General features: G+C 74.5%; 18 protein-coding genes. 13 read left to right on the top strand and 5 right to left on the bottom strand.

The window, feature by feature from the left end:
• The first annotated feature begins 90 nt into the window (after positions 1–90).
• Positions 91–822: an endonuclease III gene (nth, locus tag HP550_RS05245; protein ID WP_175346534.1), complete on the top strand. Its 732-nt coding sequence runs from the start codon at positions 91–93 to the stop codon at positions 820–822.
• Here nth and HP550_RS05240 read toward each other — a convergent pair.
• The 3 genes from HP550_RS05240 to HP550_RS05230 form a co-directional block, all read right to left on the bottom strand.
• On the bottom strand, positions 812–1756 hold the full coding sequence (locus HP550_RS05240) for an alpha/beta fold hydrolase (protein WP_175346533.1): 945 nt from the start codon (positions 1754–1756) through the stop codon (positions 812–814). The two genes, nth and HP550_RS05240, sit on opposite strands and share 11 nt — an antisense overlap.
• A gap of 10 nt (positions 1757–1766) precedes the next feature.
• Positions 1767–3047 (bottom strand): Na+/H+ antiporter NhaA, encoded by a 1281-nt coding sequence (gene nhaA, locus HP550_RS05235; RefSeq protein ID WP_343047990.1) that lies wholly within the window; start codon positions 3045–3047, stop codon positions 1767–1769.
• Between the two features lie 69 nt (positions 3048–3116).
• Complete coding sequence (locus HP550_RS05230; protein ID WP_175346532.1) at positions 3117–3842, bottom strand: winged helix-turn-helix domain-containing protein; 726 nt, start codon at positions 3840–3842, stop codon at positions 3117–3119.
• Between the two features lie 232 nt (positions 3843–4074).
• Between HP550_RS05230 and HP550_RS05225 the strand changes: the two genes are divergently transcribed.
• From HP550_RS05225 to HP550_RS05215, 3 genes are all read left to right on the top strand, one after another.
• Positions 4075–4809: a hypothetical protein gene (locus HP550_RS05225; protein ID WP_175346531.1), complete on the top strand. Its 735-nt coding sequence runs from the start codon at positions 4075–4077 to the stop codon at positions 4807–4809.
• A gap of 2 nt (positions 4810–4811) precedes the next feature.
• Positions 4812–5288 (top strand): thioredoxin family protein, encoded by a 477-nt coding sequence (locus tag HP550_RS05220; protein ID WP_343047989.1) that lies wholly within the window; start codon positions 4812–4814, stop codon positions 5286–5288.
• Between the two features lie 84 nt (positions 5289–5372).
• The gene (locus HP550_RS05215) at positions 5373–5840 is read left to right on the top strand and encodes a DUF4395 domain-containing protein (protein WP_175346530.1); all 468 of its coding nucleotides are present in this window, start codon (positions 5373–5375) and stop codon (positions 5838–5840) included.
• Here the strand turns inward: HP550_RS05215 and HP550_RS05210 are convergent.
• On the bottom strand, positions 5837–6208 hold the full coding sequence (locus HP550_RS05210; RefSeq protein ID WP_175346529.1) for a DsrE family protein: 372 nt from the start codon (positions 6206–6208) through the stop codon (positions 5837–5839). The two genes, HP550_RS05215 and HP550_RS05210, sit on opposite strands and share 4 nt — an antisense overlap.
• 177 nt (positions 6209–6385) lie before the next feature.
• On the opposite strand from HP550_RS05210, the gene HP550_RS05205 reads away from it, so the two are divergent.
• Genes HP550_RS05205 through dtd form a run of 8 tightly spaced genes read left to right on the top strand, consistent with a single transcriptional unit; the run spans position 6386 to position 11743 of the window.
• Complete coding sequence (locus HP550_RS05205) at positions 6386–6979, top strand: heme-binding beta-barrel domain-containing protein (protein ID WP_175346528.1); 594 nt, start codon at positions 6386–6388, stop codon at positions 6977–6979.
• On the top strand, positions 6979–8166 hold the full coding sequence (gene ygfZ, locus HP550_RS05200) for a CAF17-like 4Fe-4S cluster assembly/insertion protein YgfZ (protein WP_175346527.1): 1188 nt from the start codon (positions 6979–6981) through the stop codon (positions 8164–8166). Before HP550_RS05205 ends, ygfZ begins: the two co-directional genes overlap by 1 nt.
• A 7-nt stretch (positions 8167–8173) precedes the next feature.
• Complete coding sequence (locus HP550_RS05195; protein ID WP_175346526.1) at positions 8174–9274, top strand: FUSC family protein; 1101 nt, start codon at positions 8174–8176, stop codon at positions 9272–9274.
• A gap of 33 nt (positions 9275–9307) precedes the next feature.
• Entirely contained in the window at positions 9308–9571 is a 264-nt protein-coding gene (locus HP550_RS05190) for a type II toxin-antitoxin system prevent-host-death family antitoxin (protein ID WP_175346525.1), read from the top strand.
• 1 nt (position 9572) lies between these two features.
• On the top strand, positions 9573–9992 hold the full coding sequence (locus HP550_RS05185; protein ID WP_175346524.1) for a type II toxin-antitoxin system VapC family toxin: 420 nt from the start codon (positions 9573–9575) through the stop codon (positions 9990–9992).
• Between the two features lie 19 nt (positions 9993–10011).
• Positions 10012–10350 carry a DUF2516 family protein gene (locus HP550_RS05180; RefSeq protein ID WP_175346523.1) on the top strand — a complete coding sequence of 113 codons (339 nt, stop codon included), beginning with the start codon at positions 10012–10014 and terminating at the stop codon, positions 10348–10350.
• Positions 10344–11309: an asparaginase gene (locus HP550_RS05175; RefSeq protein WP_210767696.1), complete on the top strand. Its 966-nt coding sequence runs from the start codon at positions 10344–10346 to the stop codon at positions 11307–11309. Before HP550_RS05180 ends, HP550_RS05175 begins: the two co-directional genes overlap by 7 nt.
• Complete coding sequence (gene dtd / locus HP550_RS05170) at positions 11306–11743, top strand: D-aminoacyl-tRNA deacylase (RefSeq protein ID WP_175346521.1); 438 nt, start codon at positions 11306–11308, stop codon at positions 11741–11743. The genes HP550_RS05175 and dtd overlap by 4 nt, the downstream gene beginning before the upstream one ends.
• Positions 11744–11747: 4 nt before the next feature.
• On the opposite strand, the gene HP550_RS05165 is transcribed toward dtd, so the two are convergent.
• Complete coding sequence (locus HP550_RS05165) at positions 11748–12386, bottom strand: hypothetical protein (protein ID WP_175346520.1); 639 nt, start codon at positions 12384–12386, stop codon at positions 11748–11750.
• Positions 12387–13327: 941 nt separating this feature from the next.
• Here HP550_RS05165 and HP550_RS05160 point away from each other — a divergent pair.
• Positions 13328–13846 carry an O-acetyl-ADP-ribose deacetylase gene (locus tag HP550_RS05160; RefSeq protein WP_175346519.1) on the top strand — a complete coding sequence of 173 codons (519 nt, stop codon included), beginning with the start codon at positions 13328–13330 and terminating at the stop codon, positions 13844–13846.
• Positions 13847–13856: the final 10 nt, after the last annotated feature.

Here is a 13856-nt window from a genome sequence, read left to right as displayed (position 1 = left end):
GCGTCGGTACCTGTGTGCGCCACGGAATCACTCCATAGGAGCAAGCGCTGCACAGAAGGCCACGGTGCGCCAGGGTCTCCGCTGCCACGAATGGGTGTCGGTGCCAGGTCGTACGCTGCCGAGGTGATCGGAGCAGACTTCGAGTCGCCCCTTGCCCGTACCCGCCGTGCACGCCGTGTCGACCGTGCCCTGACCGTGCGCTACCCGGACGCGCGCTGCGAGCTGGACTTCACGTCGCCGTTCGAGCTGCTCGTCGCCACGGTGCTCTCTGCGCAGACCACCGACGTCCGCGTGAACCTCACCACGCCGATCCTGTTCGCCCGGTACCCCGACGCCGCGGCGCTGGCTGCCGCGAACCCGGAGGAGCTGGAGGAGATCCTGCGGCCCACGGGGTTCTTCCGCGCCAAGGCGAAGTCGGTCATGGGCCTGTCCCGGGACCTGGTCGAGCGGTTCGGCGGGGAGGTCCCTCCTCGGCTGAAGGACCTGGTCACGCTGCCCGGCGTCGGGCGCAAGACGGCCAACGTGGTGCTCGGCAACGCGTTCGGGATCCCCGGGATCACCACGGACACGCACGTCATGCGCCTGTCGCAGCGGCTCGGCTACACCACGAGCAAGGACCCGCTGGTGGTCGAGCAGGACCTCGGGGCGCTCCTGCCGCGCAGGGACTGGACCATGGCCTCGCACCGGCTGATCTTCCACGGCAGGCGCACGTGCTTCGCGCGCAGGCCGGCGTGCGGGGCGTGCCCGGTCGCGGCCATGTGCCCGTCGGCCGGCATCGGGGAGGTCGACCCGGTGAAGGCGTCGGCGATGGTCAAGCCGTGACGACCGGCACGGACTCCCGCAGCCACGCCAGCAGCAGGTCGGTCACGCGCTCGGGGGCCTCCTCGGCGGGGTAGTGCCCCACCTGCGGCAGCAGCTCGTACTGGTAGCGGGAGGCGACGAGCGCGGCGGTCTCCTTGGACAGGGCCGCGCCGGCTGCCGGACGGAGCCCGTCCCGGCCGCCGTGCAGCTGGAGCACCGGCAGGGGGCGCGTGCTCTCCTCGAGGTCAGCGTGGTACCGGCGACCGTCGGGCCGCGGCATCGAGCGGACGAGCCAGCGCAGCTGCTCCATCTGGCTGTGCGCCGCGAACGGCACCCGGGCGGCGGACCGGTAGGTCGCCTCGGCGCGGGCGTCCAGCCATCCCGGGGCGCCACCCCACTCGTGCAGGAGGCGGGCCACCAGGTCCCCCTCCATGAGGGCGCGCTCGGGCAGCGACGGGAGCTGGACGAACGCGAGCCGCCGCAGGGCCGACGGCCGGACCGCGGCGCGGAGGTGACCCCGGGTGTCCAGCGGGTGGGGTGCGGCCAGGGCGCCCACCGCGCGGACGCGGTCGCGGTGCAGGCCGGCCATGGCCCAGGCGATCTCGCCGCCCGAGCCGCTGCCGACCACCACCGCGTCCGCGGCGCCCAACGACTGGATGACGCCGGCCACGTCGGCCGCGAGGGTCGGGACGTCGTAGCCCTGCGGCGGCTTGTCCGAGCCGCCGGTGCCGCGGACGTCCATGGCCGCCACGCGATAGCCCGCGGCTGCCAGGGCGGGGAGCTGGTGCCGCCAGGCCCACCAGAACTGCGGGATGCCGTGCAGGAGCACGACGAGCGGCGCGTCGCGGTCGTCGGGACCGGCGACGGCCACGTGGAACCGTGCGCCGTTCGCGGCCACGAACCGGTGCTCCCAGGGGCCGTCGATGAGGAGCGAGGCGGAGTCGACGGTGCTCATCGGTGCGAACCTACCGGTTCTCGCGGTCCGGGCGGGAGGCCGCCGCCGCCGCGCGGGCGTGATGCCGGTCGCGCTGCGCCAGCGCGCCACCGCCGAGCAGGGCGGCGACGAGCGACCCGGCGAGCACCGCGACGACCACGTGCTCGTCGTGCGGGCTGCCGGCACCGAACGCCAGCTCGCCCACCAGCAGGGACACGGTGAACCCGATCCCGCCGAGCAGGCCGACCGCGGCGACGTCCGCCCAGCCGAGCCCGGGCGCCAGCGCGGCACGCGTGAAGCGGGCGACGAGGTAGGTGGCACCGAGGATGCCGATCGGCTTGCCCAGCACCAGCCCGAGGGCCACGCCCTGGGCCACCGGGTCCGCGAACGTCGTCTGCAGCGCGTCCGCGGAGAGGGTGACCCCCGCGGCGAACAGGGCGAACACGGGAACGGCGATGCCCGCGGACAGCGGCCGCCACACGTGCTCCCACCGCTCGGCGAGCGACTCCTCGGGCAGCTCCGTCAGGCGCAGGGCCCGGCGGGTGGCCTCCTGGGTGCCCGGCACCACGAGGCCCAGCGCCACCCCGGCGATCGTCGCGTGCACCCCCGACGCGTGCACGGCGGCCCAGGCGACCACGCCGAGCGGCACCAGCAGCCACCCGCTGACCCACCCGCGTCGGATGACGAGCGCGAACACCACGACGGTCGCCGCCCCTACGCCGAGCCAGAGCGCCGAGACCGACTCGGTGTAGACGGCGCCGATGACGATGATCGCGAGCAGGTCGTCCACGACGGCGAGCGTGAGCAGGAAGGCGCGCAACGCGTTCGGCAGGCTGCGGCCGACGATCGCGAGGACGGAGACCGCGAACGCGATGTCCGTCGCCGTCGGGACCGCCCACCCGCGCGCGTTGCCGTCCGGCGAGGTCAGGTTGACGGCGAGGTACAAGGCGGCGGGGACGAGCATGCCGCCGACCGCGGCGACGATGGGCACGACCGCCGTGCGGGGGTTGCGCAGCTCGCCGGCGACGATCTCGCGCTTGAGCTCGAGCCCGACGACGAAGAAGAACACCGCGAGGAGGCCGTCGGTGGCCCAGGTGGCCAGCGTGAGGTCGAGGTGCAGCGCCGCGGGTCCGACGACGGTGTCGGACACGGCCGTGTACGACGACGGCGCGAGGTTGGCCCAGAGCAGCGCCACGACCGTGCCGGCCAGCAGCAGTGCGCCGCCGACGCGTTCCTCGCGCAGGGTGTCGAGCAGGTTGCGCTCGGACCCGGGGGAGAGGGCGTCGAACAGGCGGCGGGCTGGTGTGGGCACTGGACCTCCGGGCAGGCGGACGGGACTGCCGACCAGGCTTCCCGGCACACCAGGAGTCAGGCTAGCGGGCTACGCCTCAGCCGGCTCCGGCAGCTCGGAGCGCCCGTCGACGCCCCGGCGGTCCTTCGGCGGATCGAACCGGTAGCCGACGTTGCGGACGGTGCCGATGAGCTGCTCGTGCTCGGGCCCGAGCTTGGCGCGCAGGCGTCGGACGTGCACGTCGACCGTCCGGGTGCCTCCGTAGTAGTCGTAGCCCCAGACCTCCTGGAGCAGCTGGGCGCGGGTGAACACGCGGCCCGGGTGCTGCACCAGGTACTTGAGGAGCTCGAACTCCTTGTAGGTGAGGTCGAGGGGCCGCCCGCGCAGGCGAGCCGTGTAGCCGCCGGCGTCGATGGTGAGCTCGCCCGAGGAGATCTCCTGCGGCGAGTCGTCGTACCGGGTGGTCGCAGCGCGCTCCATGACGAGCCGGAACCGCGTCTCCACCTCGGCCGGGTTGGCCGTCTCCAGGATGATGTCGTCCGCGCCCCACTCGGCGGTGACCACGGTCAGGCCGCCCTCGGTGAGCACGAGGATGAGCGGGACGGTCAGGCCGGTGGCGCGCAGCAGCCGGCAGGTGGTCCGGGCGGTGACCAGGTCCCGGCGCGCGTCGAGCACGACGATGTCCGCATCCGGTGCATCCACGAGAGCCGACGGTTCGACGGGGAGCACACGGACACGGTGGGACAGCAGACCGAGGGCCGGGAGCACCTGGGCGGAGCCTCCGGACGCTGGAGTGAGCAGCAGCAGATCTGCCACCTGGAACCTCCCCGCGTGCGAGTGGGGGCCACGGTACCGCGCGCTACGGGCAGGTTGCGCGCCGGTGTCGAGGGCTGGCGTGGCATCCCCCACACGGATGACCTGTAACGCCGGTGAAACGGTGACGAGATGCGACAATCGGCGGCGTGCTCCTCCCCTCCCTGTCGACCGGTCGCCTGCGCGCGCTCTCGCCGGCGGCGACCGTGACGCCCGCGGGACGGTAGGAGACCTCATGCAGCTCGCCACCCGGGCGGTCGTCACCGCCGTGCTCGCCGCCGCCGTCGCGGTCGCCGGCTACCTCGGCGGCCTCCCGCTGAGCGTCACCGCCGCGGTGCTCGCCCTCGTGTTCGCGCTCGGCTGGCCGTCGCTCGCGGGGCTCCCGTTCGCCCCGGGCTCCGCCGCGGTGGTCGCGCTCGGTGGGGTCGGCGCCGTCGCCGTCGTCCACCTGACCACCACGCAGCCCTATCTCCGGGACCTGCCCGTGGTGTTCGCGGCCGCGATCCTGCTGGCGTTCATCAACGAGCTCCTGCGTCGCGACGGCCGCACCCGGTTGGTGGAATCGGTGTCCGGGACGGTCGCCGGGACGCTGGTCGCGGTCGCGGTGTCCGGGTGGGTGGCGATCGGCCGGACGCCCGGAGGCGAGCCGATCGTGGTCGTCGGTGCGCTGGCGCTGGCGGTGGGCTCCGCCGTCGTGGCGCTCCACCTGGCGCCGTGGGTCGGCGCGCTGGTCACCGCCGGTGCGGCCGCCGCCGCCGGGACCCTGGGCGCGCTGCTGCTCCCCGGGATCGACCCGCTCGCCGGGGCCCTGCTCGGCCTCGCGGTCGGTGTCCTCGTGGCCACCCTGCACGCGCTGTTCGACCAGCTGCCCTCGCTCCAGCGCCGGCTGCCGTCGCTCGCCGCGGTGACCCTGCCCGTGACCGTGACCGGGATCCTCGTGTACGTCGTCGGCCGGGTCCTGGTGGGCTGACCGTGCAGGGCACCGTGCTCCGCCTCGTGCTCGTCGTCGCCCTGCTGGCCGTGGCCACCGCGCTCGGCCTGTGGTGGCGCGCGCGCAACGGCCGGTACACCGCGGTCGACCCGGCGCTGCTCGCCTCGGCGCCTGCGGACGTCGCCGACGACTCGCGCCTGACCGCCGCCGAGCTGGGTGCCCCGTTCGGCGCCCGGGCGACGTTCGTGCAGTTCTCCAGCGAGGTCTGCGCACCCTGCCGGCGCACCCACGCGGTGCTCGCGCAGGTGGTGTCCGAGCACGAGGGCCTCTCACACGTCGAGATGGACGTGGTCGAGCACCTCGATCTCGTGCGACGCTTCGGCATCATGCGCACCCCGACCACGCTCCTGCTCGACGCCCACGGCGTCGTGGTCGGCCGCATGTCCGGTGCCACGGACCGTCGCCACGCGCTCGCCGCGCTCGAGGCCTCGTGTCCGGGCGGGGTCCCGGCCGCCTGACGCTGCGCCCTGCGGGGTGAGCCGCCGGGTGCCGCGGCCCCGGCCGATGGACCCCACCCCCTCGCACGGTCCCCAGGAGCTGCCATGTCCACGCCCGTCACCACCCGCACGTCCGCCCCCGCCGGCATCGACCCCCGCGGCCCGCGCTTCGGCGCCGCCGTCACGCTCGTCCTGCTCGTCGCCGTGCTGCTGCTGGGCACCACGCCCGCGGCCTACGCCGTCCTCGCGGTGATCGTCGCCAGCTTCGCGCTCGGCGCGTTCGGCGGCATCGGCCGCACCTGGCAGGGCCGGGTGTTCACGAAGGTCGTGCGCCCGCGCCTGTCACCGCCGGCCGAGCTCGAGGACCCGCGCCCGCCCACGTTCGCGCAGCTGGTCGGCCTGATCATCACCGGCGTCGGCCTCGTGCTCGGGCTGGCTGGGGTGAGCGTCGCCGTCCCGGTCGCCGCCGCGTTCGCGCTCGTCGCGGCCTTCCTCAACGCGGTCTTCGGTCTGTGCCTCGGCTGCGAGCTGTACCTGCTGGGGCTGCGGCTGCGCGCGGGCCGCACCGCCTAGTAGACGAGCGCCTGCGCGCGCTCGGCCAGCGACTCCTCGACGAACACCACGGCGCCCGCGATCCGGACGCCGGGCAGCACGTCCTGCGGACCGATGCCCCGGCGCGCGGCGCACTGCGTGCACACGGTCACGCGGCCGCCCTCGAGCACCAGCTCCAGCAGCTCGGCCAGCGGGGTCGCGTGCTCGAGCACCAGGTCGGCCGCGCGCCCCGGCAGGGCGAACCACGCCGACTCTCCGGTGAGCCAGAGGCTGACGTCGGCACCGGCCGCGACCGCTGCGGCGGCCACCGTGAAGGCCTGGTTGGTGGCCTCCGGGCGCTCGGTGCCGGACGTGGTCTTGATCACCAGGGGGCGTGGCGTAGCACTCATCGGAACAGGTTAGGGGTGCGCTCTCGTTAGGATCGTCGACATGACTGCGCTCGAGGGAGTCTTCATCGGCCTGCTGGTCGCCGCCACGCTGGTGATCGGCTGGTTCGCCTGCTTCGTCGTCTACCGGCTCTACAAGGGCCAGCGCTGACGTCGCCGTGATCGACCGGGAGGACCGCTGTGCCGTTCGTGCTGCCCGACCCCGAGGGCCTCGCTCCTGAGGTCTACCCGCTGGCCTGGCTGCTCGGCACCTGGCGCGGTGAGGGGGTCGTCGACTATCCCGGCATCGACGAGGCGACGTTCACGCAGGAGATCGTCATCGCCAGCGACGGCGGACCGTACCTGTCGTACACGTCGACCATCCGGCTGGTCGTCGCGCCATCCGATCCCGCCGCGCTCGCCGGAGATGTGCCAGACGAGCCGCCCGCCCCCGTCTGGCAGACCGAGTCGGGCTACTGGCGCATCCCGCCCGAGCGGCCCACGGACTGGGGCCTCACCGCAGACCAGCACCCGGTCGAGCTGCTGGTCGCGGACCCGTCGGGCCACGTCGCCCTGTACATCGGGGCGGTCGGCAAGGGTCGGATCGACCTGGTCAGCGACGCGATCGTCCGCGCGGCCAGCGGCGCCGAGGTCAGCGCCGGCAAGCGCCTCTACGGCCTGGTGAACGGCGAGCTCATGTGGGCGCACGACCTCGCCGCGTTCGGGCATCCCATGCAGTCCTACGCCTCGGGCCGCCTCGCGCGCGTCGAGGCCTTCACCGACGACGAGGCCTGATGACCACCGACGCACCCGTAGAGACCCCGGCATCGCACGGCGAGCCCCCGCGGCACAGCAGCCCCCTGCTGGCCCGGCGGGGTGCGGTCCGGGCCGCGGGTCCCGACGACGGCGTGGCGTGGCACTACGGCGACCCGACGGCCGAGCAGCGCGCCCTGTCCCGCGGCGGCGCGGTGGTCGACCAGTCGTACCTGGGCGTCGTCACCGTCACCGGCCCGGACCGGCTGACCTGGCTGAACTCGATCACGTCGCAGGAGCTGACCGCGCTGGCCCCCCGCACGTCGACGGAGCTGCTGGTGCTCAGCCCGCAGGGGCACGTCGAGCACGCGGCGGGCGTCGTCGACGACGGCGTGACCACCTGGCTGCTCACCGAGACGCCGATCGCGCTGGCTGCCTGGCTGAACCGGATGAAGTTCATGCTCCGGGTCGAGATCGCGGACGTCACCGACGACTGGGCGGCCATCGGCGAGCCCGTCGACGCGGAGGGCACCGCGGACGAGCCGATCACCTGGCGCGACCCGTGGCCGACCACCGGCGTCGGCGGCACGCGGTACGGGCCGGCTGACGACGAGCACCCCGGCGCGGACCGCGACTGGCGGCTCGTGCTGGTGCCGCGCGACCGGCTGGTCGAGGAGGTGCGCGCCCGGGAGGCCGCCGGCTGGCCGCTCGTCGGCACGTGGGCCAGCGAGGCTGCCCGTGTCGAGGCGTGGCGCCCGCGCGCGTCCCACGAGGTCGACCACCGGACCATCCCGCACGAGCTCGACTGGCTGCGCACCGCCGTGCACCTGACCAAGGGCTGCTACCGCGGGCAGGAGACGGTCGCGCGCGTGCACAACCTCGGCCGGCCGCCGCGCCGCCTGGTGATGCTGCACCTCGACGGGTCCGGGCACCTGCTGCCCGAGCCCGGTGCCGCGGTGCACGACGTGGTGAAGACGGACAGCTCGCAGGAGCCCGGACGGGTGGTCGGTCAGGTGACCACCGTCGCGCGGCACCACGAGCTCGGTCCGGTCGCGCTGGCCGTGGTCAAGCGGTCGGTGCCGTCGGACACCGAGCTGGTGGTCGACAGCGAGGCCGGCGCGGTCGCCGCAGGGCAGGAGCAGATCGTGCCCGGCGACGGGGTCTCCGTGGACCGGCCGGCCGCCCGCGGACCCCTGACCCGCGGCCTGGGGCAGCACCCGATGCTGTGAGGGCCTGGTGACGGGCACCGACTCGCGAGCCCGGGTGGTCGTCCGGGCGCGGGTCCGGCAGGGGTCGTCCCGCGTCCGCGCGGCCTGGTTCCCGATCCTCCAGGCGTCGGTGGCCGCGGCGATCTCGTTCGCGATCGCCAAGTACGCCGTGGGCCACCCGTACCCGTTCTTCGCACCGGTCAGCGCCTGGATCGCGCTCGGGTTCACCACCGACCGGTCCGTGCGACGGGTGGCGGAGCTGGCGGTCGGGGTGGCGATCGGCGTCGGCCTCGGGGACCTGCTGGTGCATCTCATCGGCAACGGTCCGTGGCAGGTCGCGGTGGTGCTCTTCGTCGCGGCGATCCTGGCCCGGTTCCTCGACCGTGGCGGGATGCTCACCACGCAGGCGGGCGTGCAGGCGCTGGTCATCGTCGGCCTGCCGGCGATCGGCGCGACCGGTGGACCCCTCGGCCGGTGGATCGACGCGGCGATCGGGGGTGCGGTCGCGCTCGCGGTCGCGCTGCTCACCCCGCGCGACCCGCGGCGGCACCTCAGGGTGCTGGCCCGCGCCGCGGTGGAGGACCTGGCCGCCGTGCTCCGCCTCCTGGCCAGCGGGCTGCGGACCGGGTCGACGGCCGACGTCCAGGACGCGCTGGTGCGCGGGCGGGCGTCGCAGCCGGCCCTCGACGAGTGGTCCGAGACCGCCACCAGCGCGGGCGAGCTGGCCCGGGTGTCCCCGACCCTCCGCAAGTACCGCGCGGAGCTGGCCGGCCTCGGCGGCAACGCCGTGCTCATCGACCGCGCCATGCGCAACGCCCGCGTCCTGGCCCGCCGGTCGCGGTCGACGGTGGACGCGCAGAGCCACGACCTGACGACGATCGCCGCGCAGGTGGAGGACACCGCGCGCGCCACGGACGAGCTCGCCGCGGCACTCGGGTCCGGCCGGGACCCGGAGCGGGCGCGAGCGCAGCTGCTCGCGGTCTCCCGTTCGCTCGACCCGTTCCGGCTGGCCGCCAGCGACTGGCAGGTGCAGAGCCTCGTCCTGCTGCACCGCTCGTTGGTGGTCGACCTGCTGGAGGCGGCCGGTGTCGATCCGCAGGCCGCCCGAGACTCCCTCCCGGAGATGTGACCGACCGACGTCCCGGTTCGGTACGGTCGCTGCGTGGACGTCCCGGTCAGCGCGCTGCGCGCAGAGCTCAGGCAGTGGATCGAGGCCGCGCGCGCCGGGGAGGACGTGGTGATCACCGAGCGCGGGATCCCCGTGGCCCGGCTCAGCGGCATCGAGTCGGCGGACCTGCTGAGCCGGCTCGAGCGCGACGGCCTGCTGACCGCACCGGCGTCGACGCCGCGGCCCGCCGCCCGCGCCGGTGACCGGTCCGCCGCCAAGGGCGGGGTCTCGGACCTGGTCCGCCGGCTGCGCCGCTGAGATGGCGATCGTCTACCTGGACACCAGCGCGCTGGTGAAGCTCTGCGTCGCCGAGCCCGGGTCCGCCCTCGTCGCGGCGCTGTGGGACGGCGCCGACCTGGTGGTCACGTCCCGGCTGGCGGACGCCGAGGTGCGGGCGGTGCTCGCGGGCGGGCGGCGCGCCGGACGCCTGGACGGCGAGGCCGCCGCGCACGCGCTGGCCGCGTGGGAGCGGCTGTGGCCCGCGCTGCACGTGCTCGAGCTGCGGGACGTCGTGACCGCGACGGCCGCCGCGCTGGTCGGCCGGCACCCGTTGCGTGCCGCCGACGCCCTGCACCTCGCCTCGGCGCTCGAGCTGCGGTCGCCGGACCTGGTGGTCGCGGCCTGGGACGAGCACCTCGCCGCGGCGGCGCGGGCCGAGGGGCTGCTCGTCGTGCCGTGACGTCTCGTAGGCTCACCCCGTGATCGCCAGCGCGCAGGTCGTCATCTTCGTCGTCTTCTACATCGCCATCTTCGGGCTGAGCCTGTGGGCGCTCGTCGACCTGCTCGGGCGGCCCGCGAGCGCGTTCCCGCAGGCGGGCAAGCGGACCAAGGGGTTCTGGGGCGCGATCGTCGGCGTCGCCACGGCCGTGTCGTTCAGCGTGATCCCGATCCCCGGCGTGCCGCACCTGCCGTCGTTCCTGGCCCTGCTCGCCGCGGTGGGCGCCATCGTCTACCTCGTGGACGTCAAGCCCGCCGTGCAGCCGTACTCGCGCCGCCGTGGGCCCCGAGGCCCGAGCGGTCCGTCCGGCGGCTGGTGAGCGTGCCCGACATCGGCACGGACGCGGTCCCGCTGGCGCGGGTGCTGCGCGGGGGACTCGTCGAGTCCGTGCATGCCGGGCACGTGCTGGTGCTCGCGCCCGACGGGTCCGAGCGCCTGGTGCTCGGCGACCCCGACGCGACCCTCTGGGCCCGGTCGTCGCTCAAGCCGCTCCAGGCGGTCGCGATGCTCCGCGCGGGCCTGGACGTCGACGGCACCGCGCTCGCGCTCGTGTGCGCCAGCCACAACGCCGAGCGGGGGCACCTGGACGTCGTGCGGGAGCTGCTCGCCGGCGCCGGCCTGGGGCCTGACGACCTGCGGAACACCCCCGACTGGCCGCTCGACGCCGACTCCGCGTGGCAGTGGCGCGCGGACGGGCACGGCACCGAGCCGCTCACGCAGAACTGCTCGGGCAAGCACGCCGGGATGCTGGCCACCTGCGTCGCGGCCGGCTGGTCCACGGAGGACTACCTCGACCCCGAGCACCCACTCCAGCGAGTCACCCGGGACGTGATCGGGGAGCTGACCGGGGTACCCGTCGAGCGGGTGACGGTCGACGGCTGCGGCGCCCCGCTGTTCTCCACCACGCTGCGCGGGCTGGCCCGGTCGTTCGGACGGCTGGCGTCGGGCGACGGGCTCGAGGCACGCGTGGGCAGGGCGATGTCCGGGCACCCCTGGCACGTCGCCGGGACCGGCAGGGACGCCACCCGGTTCATGGAGGCCGTCCCCGGGCTGGTGGCCAAGGACGGGGCCGACGGCGTGTACGCGGCGGGCTTGCCGGACGGCGGGGCCGTGGCGGTGAAGATCGTCGACGGATCCTCGCGGCCGCGGCCCGCGGTCCTGGCGGCGGCGCTCGTCGTGGCCGGGGTGGACCCCGGGCTCGTCGAGCCGGTCGGGCTGACCCCCGTGCTCGGGCACGGAGCACCCGTGGGTGAGGTCGTCGTGACCTTCGGCGCATGAGGGCGGTCGTCCAGCGCGTCGCGCGCGCGTCGGTGACCGTCGACGGGAGCGTCGTCGGGGCGATCGACCGGCCCGGGCTGGTGGCGCTGGTGGGGGTCACGCCCGGCGACGGCCCGGCGCAGGTGGAGCTGATCGCGCGCAAGATCGCCGAGCTGCGCATCCTGCGCGACGAGCAGTGCGCGGTCGACGTGGGCGCCCCGGTGCTCGTCGTCAGCCAGTTCACGCTCTACGCCGACACCCGCAAGGGCCGTCGCCCCACCTGGAACGCGGCCGCACCCGGGCCGGTGGCGCAGCCGCTGGTCGAGGCCGTCGTCGACGCGCTGCGCGCCCGCGGGCTCGAGGTGGCCACCGGGGTGTTCGGCGCGGACATGGCGGTCGAGCTGGTCAACGACGGACCGGTGACGATCCTGCTGGAGTCCGTGCCCGACGCCTGACGCGCTAGATGTGCCCGCAGTCGGTGATCACGATGCTCAGCAGCTCGAGGCCGGTCGGCGCCGCGGGCGGGTCGACGACCGCGCTGTCGGCGCCGTCGACGAACGCCACCCCGAAGCCGTCGCGGCAGAACCCGCCCGCGTTCTCCGCGCGCCACCCGTCCGCCACGAGGCCCACGCCCACCTCCGCCTGGGCCGCACCGGGGTCCGGCACGGCGTACAGGTGGACCACGCGCGAGCACTCCTGCATGCACAGCGCGTTCTCGACGCTCGACGTGGTCATCAGCTGCGCACCGGTCGCCACCGGGAGGGATGCCCCGACGCTCGTCATGCGGGCCAGGCTCGGACCGCCGAGCGTGCCGAGCGCCAGCCCGAGGGCGAGCAGGACTACGGCCGAACCCGCCATGAGCGTCCACCGTCGGCGCGCCGCCCGGACGACGAGCCACGTCGGGGCGAGCGCGCTCAGCATCGCGACGACGGCCACCACCCAGTCGGACGGCTTGCCCGCCGTCCCGGTGAGCAGCAGCACGGCGGCGATCGCGAAGGTCCACACAGCCCACAGCACGAGCAGCCCGATGCAGCGGGCGACCCACCGGGGGTTCGAGTGCTGGTCCGGCGGGAACAGGTCGGCAGAGGTGGTCGTCACGGCATGCCCTCCTGGCCGCAGCGCCGCGGCCGTCGCGATCTCGACTCGCCACCGACCCTCGCGTGCGGTCCGGCGGTCCACACCGAACCAGGATCGGGCTCGGTGCGCTGGGTCTGCGACCGCACTCCACTCGAACGAGGGAGGTTCGAGGGCGGCCGGCACCACGAACGGTCGGTCGTGTCACACGGAGAGGGCCCCTCGGAGTAAGCGTCCGAGGGGCCCTACCGTGTTCGCAGGTCTTCCGTCCCCGGCGGACCGGGAACCGACGCCGCGCTGACGGTGCGGCTACGTCCCGACGCCCGGTTCGCCACCGGTGTGGTCACCCCGGGGGGCTCCGACACCAGCGGCCCGCCGTGAGCGGGACGACTGCGAGCAACCAACCGGCGCCTTGACGACCCCCGCGTCGCCATCCGCGGGTCGTCGTGTTGCCACGACGATGTGGTCGTCCGTTCTCCGGTCGGCCCGACATCCACAGCCTGTCCTCGCCGGCGCCACCTCCCCGAAGGGCGTTCTGCGTCGCCTGCGCGAAGCCCCGAGAGGCCCCGTGCGTCGAGGTTCGTCTCTCTCCTGAGCATCCGTCCACCCGGTCCACGTGAGCTCCGAAGAGTCCACCTGACCTGCGGTTTCAGTCTCCCCTGGAGGGATCCTTCACCTGCGGTTCTCGATCTGTCGATCTCGATGTGAGATTTCTAGTCCTCTTCGGGAAGGGGCCACAAGGGCTTCCGGGACCCTATTTTGTCCACCGACTTACCCACAGCCTTGTCCACAGGTTCACCTGCGGAAACATCCGGTTAACACAGGGCTGTGGACAGAATTTGTGGACGAGTCGCGTGTCGTTCACCCGTCCGCGCGCGGGTGGCTTGTAGCCTGAGCACCGGTCAAGGCCCCTCGGAGTAAGCGTCCGAGGGGCCTTACCCGTGTCCGCGGGCCATGATGGCCGGGTGCTGGTCGAGGCGGTCCGGGGTGACATCACGACGCAGGACGTCGATGTCGTCGTCAACGCGGCGAACTCGTCCCTGCTCGGCGGCGGGGGCGTCGACGGCGCGATCCACGCCGCCGCCGGTCCGGAGCTGCTGGCGGCCTGCCGTGAGCTGCGTCGGACCACGCTGCCCGACGGTCTGCCCGTGGGGGATGCCGTGGCCACGCCCGGGTTCCGGCTCCCCGCCCGCTGGGTGGTGCACACCGTCGGGCCCAACCGGCACGCCGGGCAGACCGACCCCGACCTGCTCGCGTCGTGCTTCTCGCGGCCGCTGGAGCTGATGCGCGAGCTCGGTGCGAGCACCGTCGCGTTCCCCGCCGTGAGCGCCGGCGTCTACGGCTGGGCGGTCGAGGAGGTCGCGGAGGTCGCCGTCCGGGCGGTCCGCGGCCACGGGCAGGCTCCCGGCGTCGCGCTCGTGCGGTTCGTCCTCTTCTCCCCGCAGGCGCTCGGGGCCTTCCGGGCGGCGCTCGACGCCCGCTAGCGTCGGGAGC

Origin of the sequence: Cellulomonas humilata, from assembly GCF_013359775.1 — a bacterium.
GTDB classification, from domain to species: Bacteria; Actinomycetota; Actinomycetes; order Actinomycetales; family Cellulomonadaceae; genus Cellulomonas; species Cellulomonas humilata.
The sequence above is the reverse complement of the archived record's forward strand: the minus strand, read 5'-3'. Positions and strand labels throughout refer to the sequence as shown.

Excerpts from the sequence above, each read along its gene's own strand:
- dtd (WP_175346521.1), top strand. The coding sequence starts at position 11,306 with ATGAGGGCGGTCGTCCAGCGCGTCGCGCGCGCGTCGGTGACCGTCGAC.
- HP550_RS05210 (WP_175346529.1), bottom strand. The coding sequence starts at position 6,208 with ATGAGTGCTACGCCACGCCCCCTGGTGATCAAGACCACGTCCGGCACC.
- ygfZ (WP_175346527.1), top strand. The coding sequence starts at position 6,979 with ATGACCACCGACGCACCCGTAGAGACCCCGGCATCGCACGGCGAGCCC.
- HP550_RS05185 (WP_175346524.1), top strand. The coding sequence starts at position 9,573 with ATGGCGATCGTCTACCTGGACACCAGCGCGCTGGTGAAGCTCTGCGTC.
- HP550_RS05240 (WP_175346533.1), bottom strand. The coding sequence starts at position 1,756 with ATGAGCACCGTCGACTCCGCCTCGCTCCTCATCGACGGCCCCTGGGAG.
- HP550_RS05215 (WP_175346530.1), top strand. The coding sequence starts at position 5,373 with ATGTCCACGCCCGTCACCACCCGCACGTCCGCCCCCGCCGGCATCGAC.
- HP550_RS05225 (WP_175346531.1), top strand. The coding sequence starts at position 4,075 with ATGCAGCTCGCCACCCGGGCGGTCGTCACCGCCGTGCTCGCCGCCGCC.
- nth (WP_175346534.1), top strand. The coding sequence starts at position 91 with ATGGGTGTCGGTGCCAGGTCGTACGCTGCCGAGGTGATCGGAGCAGAC.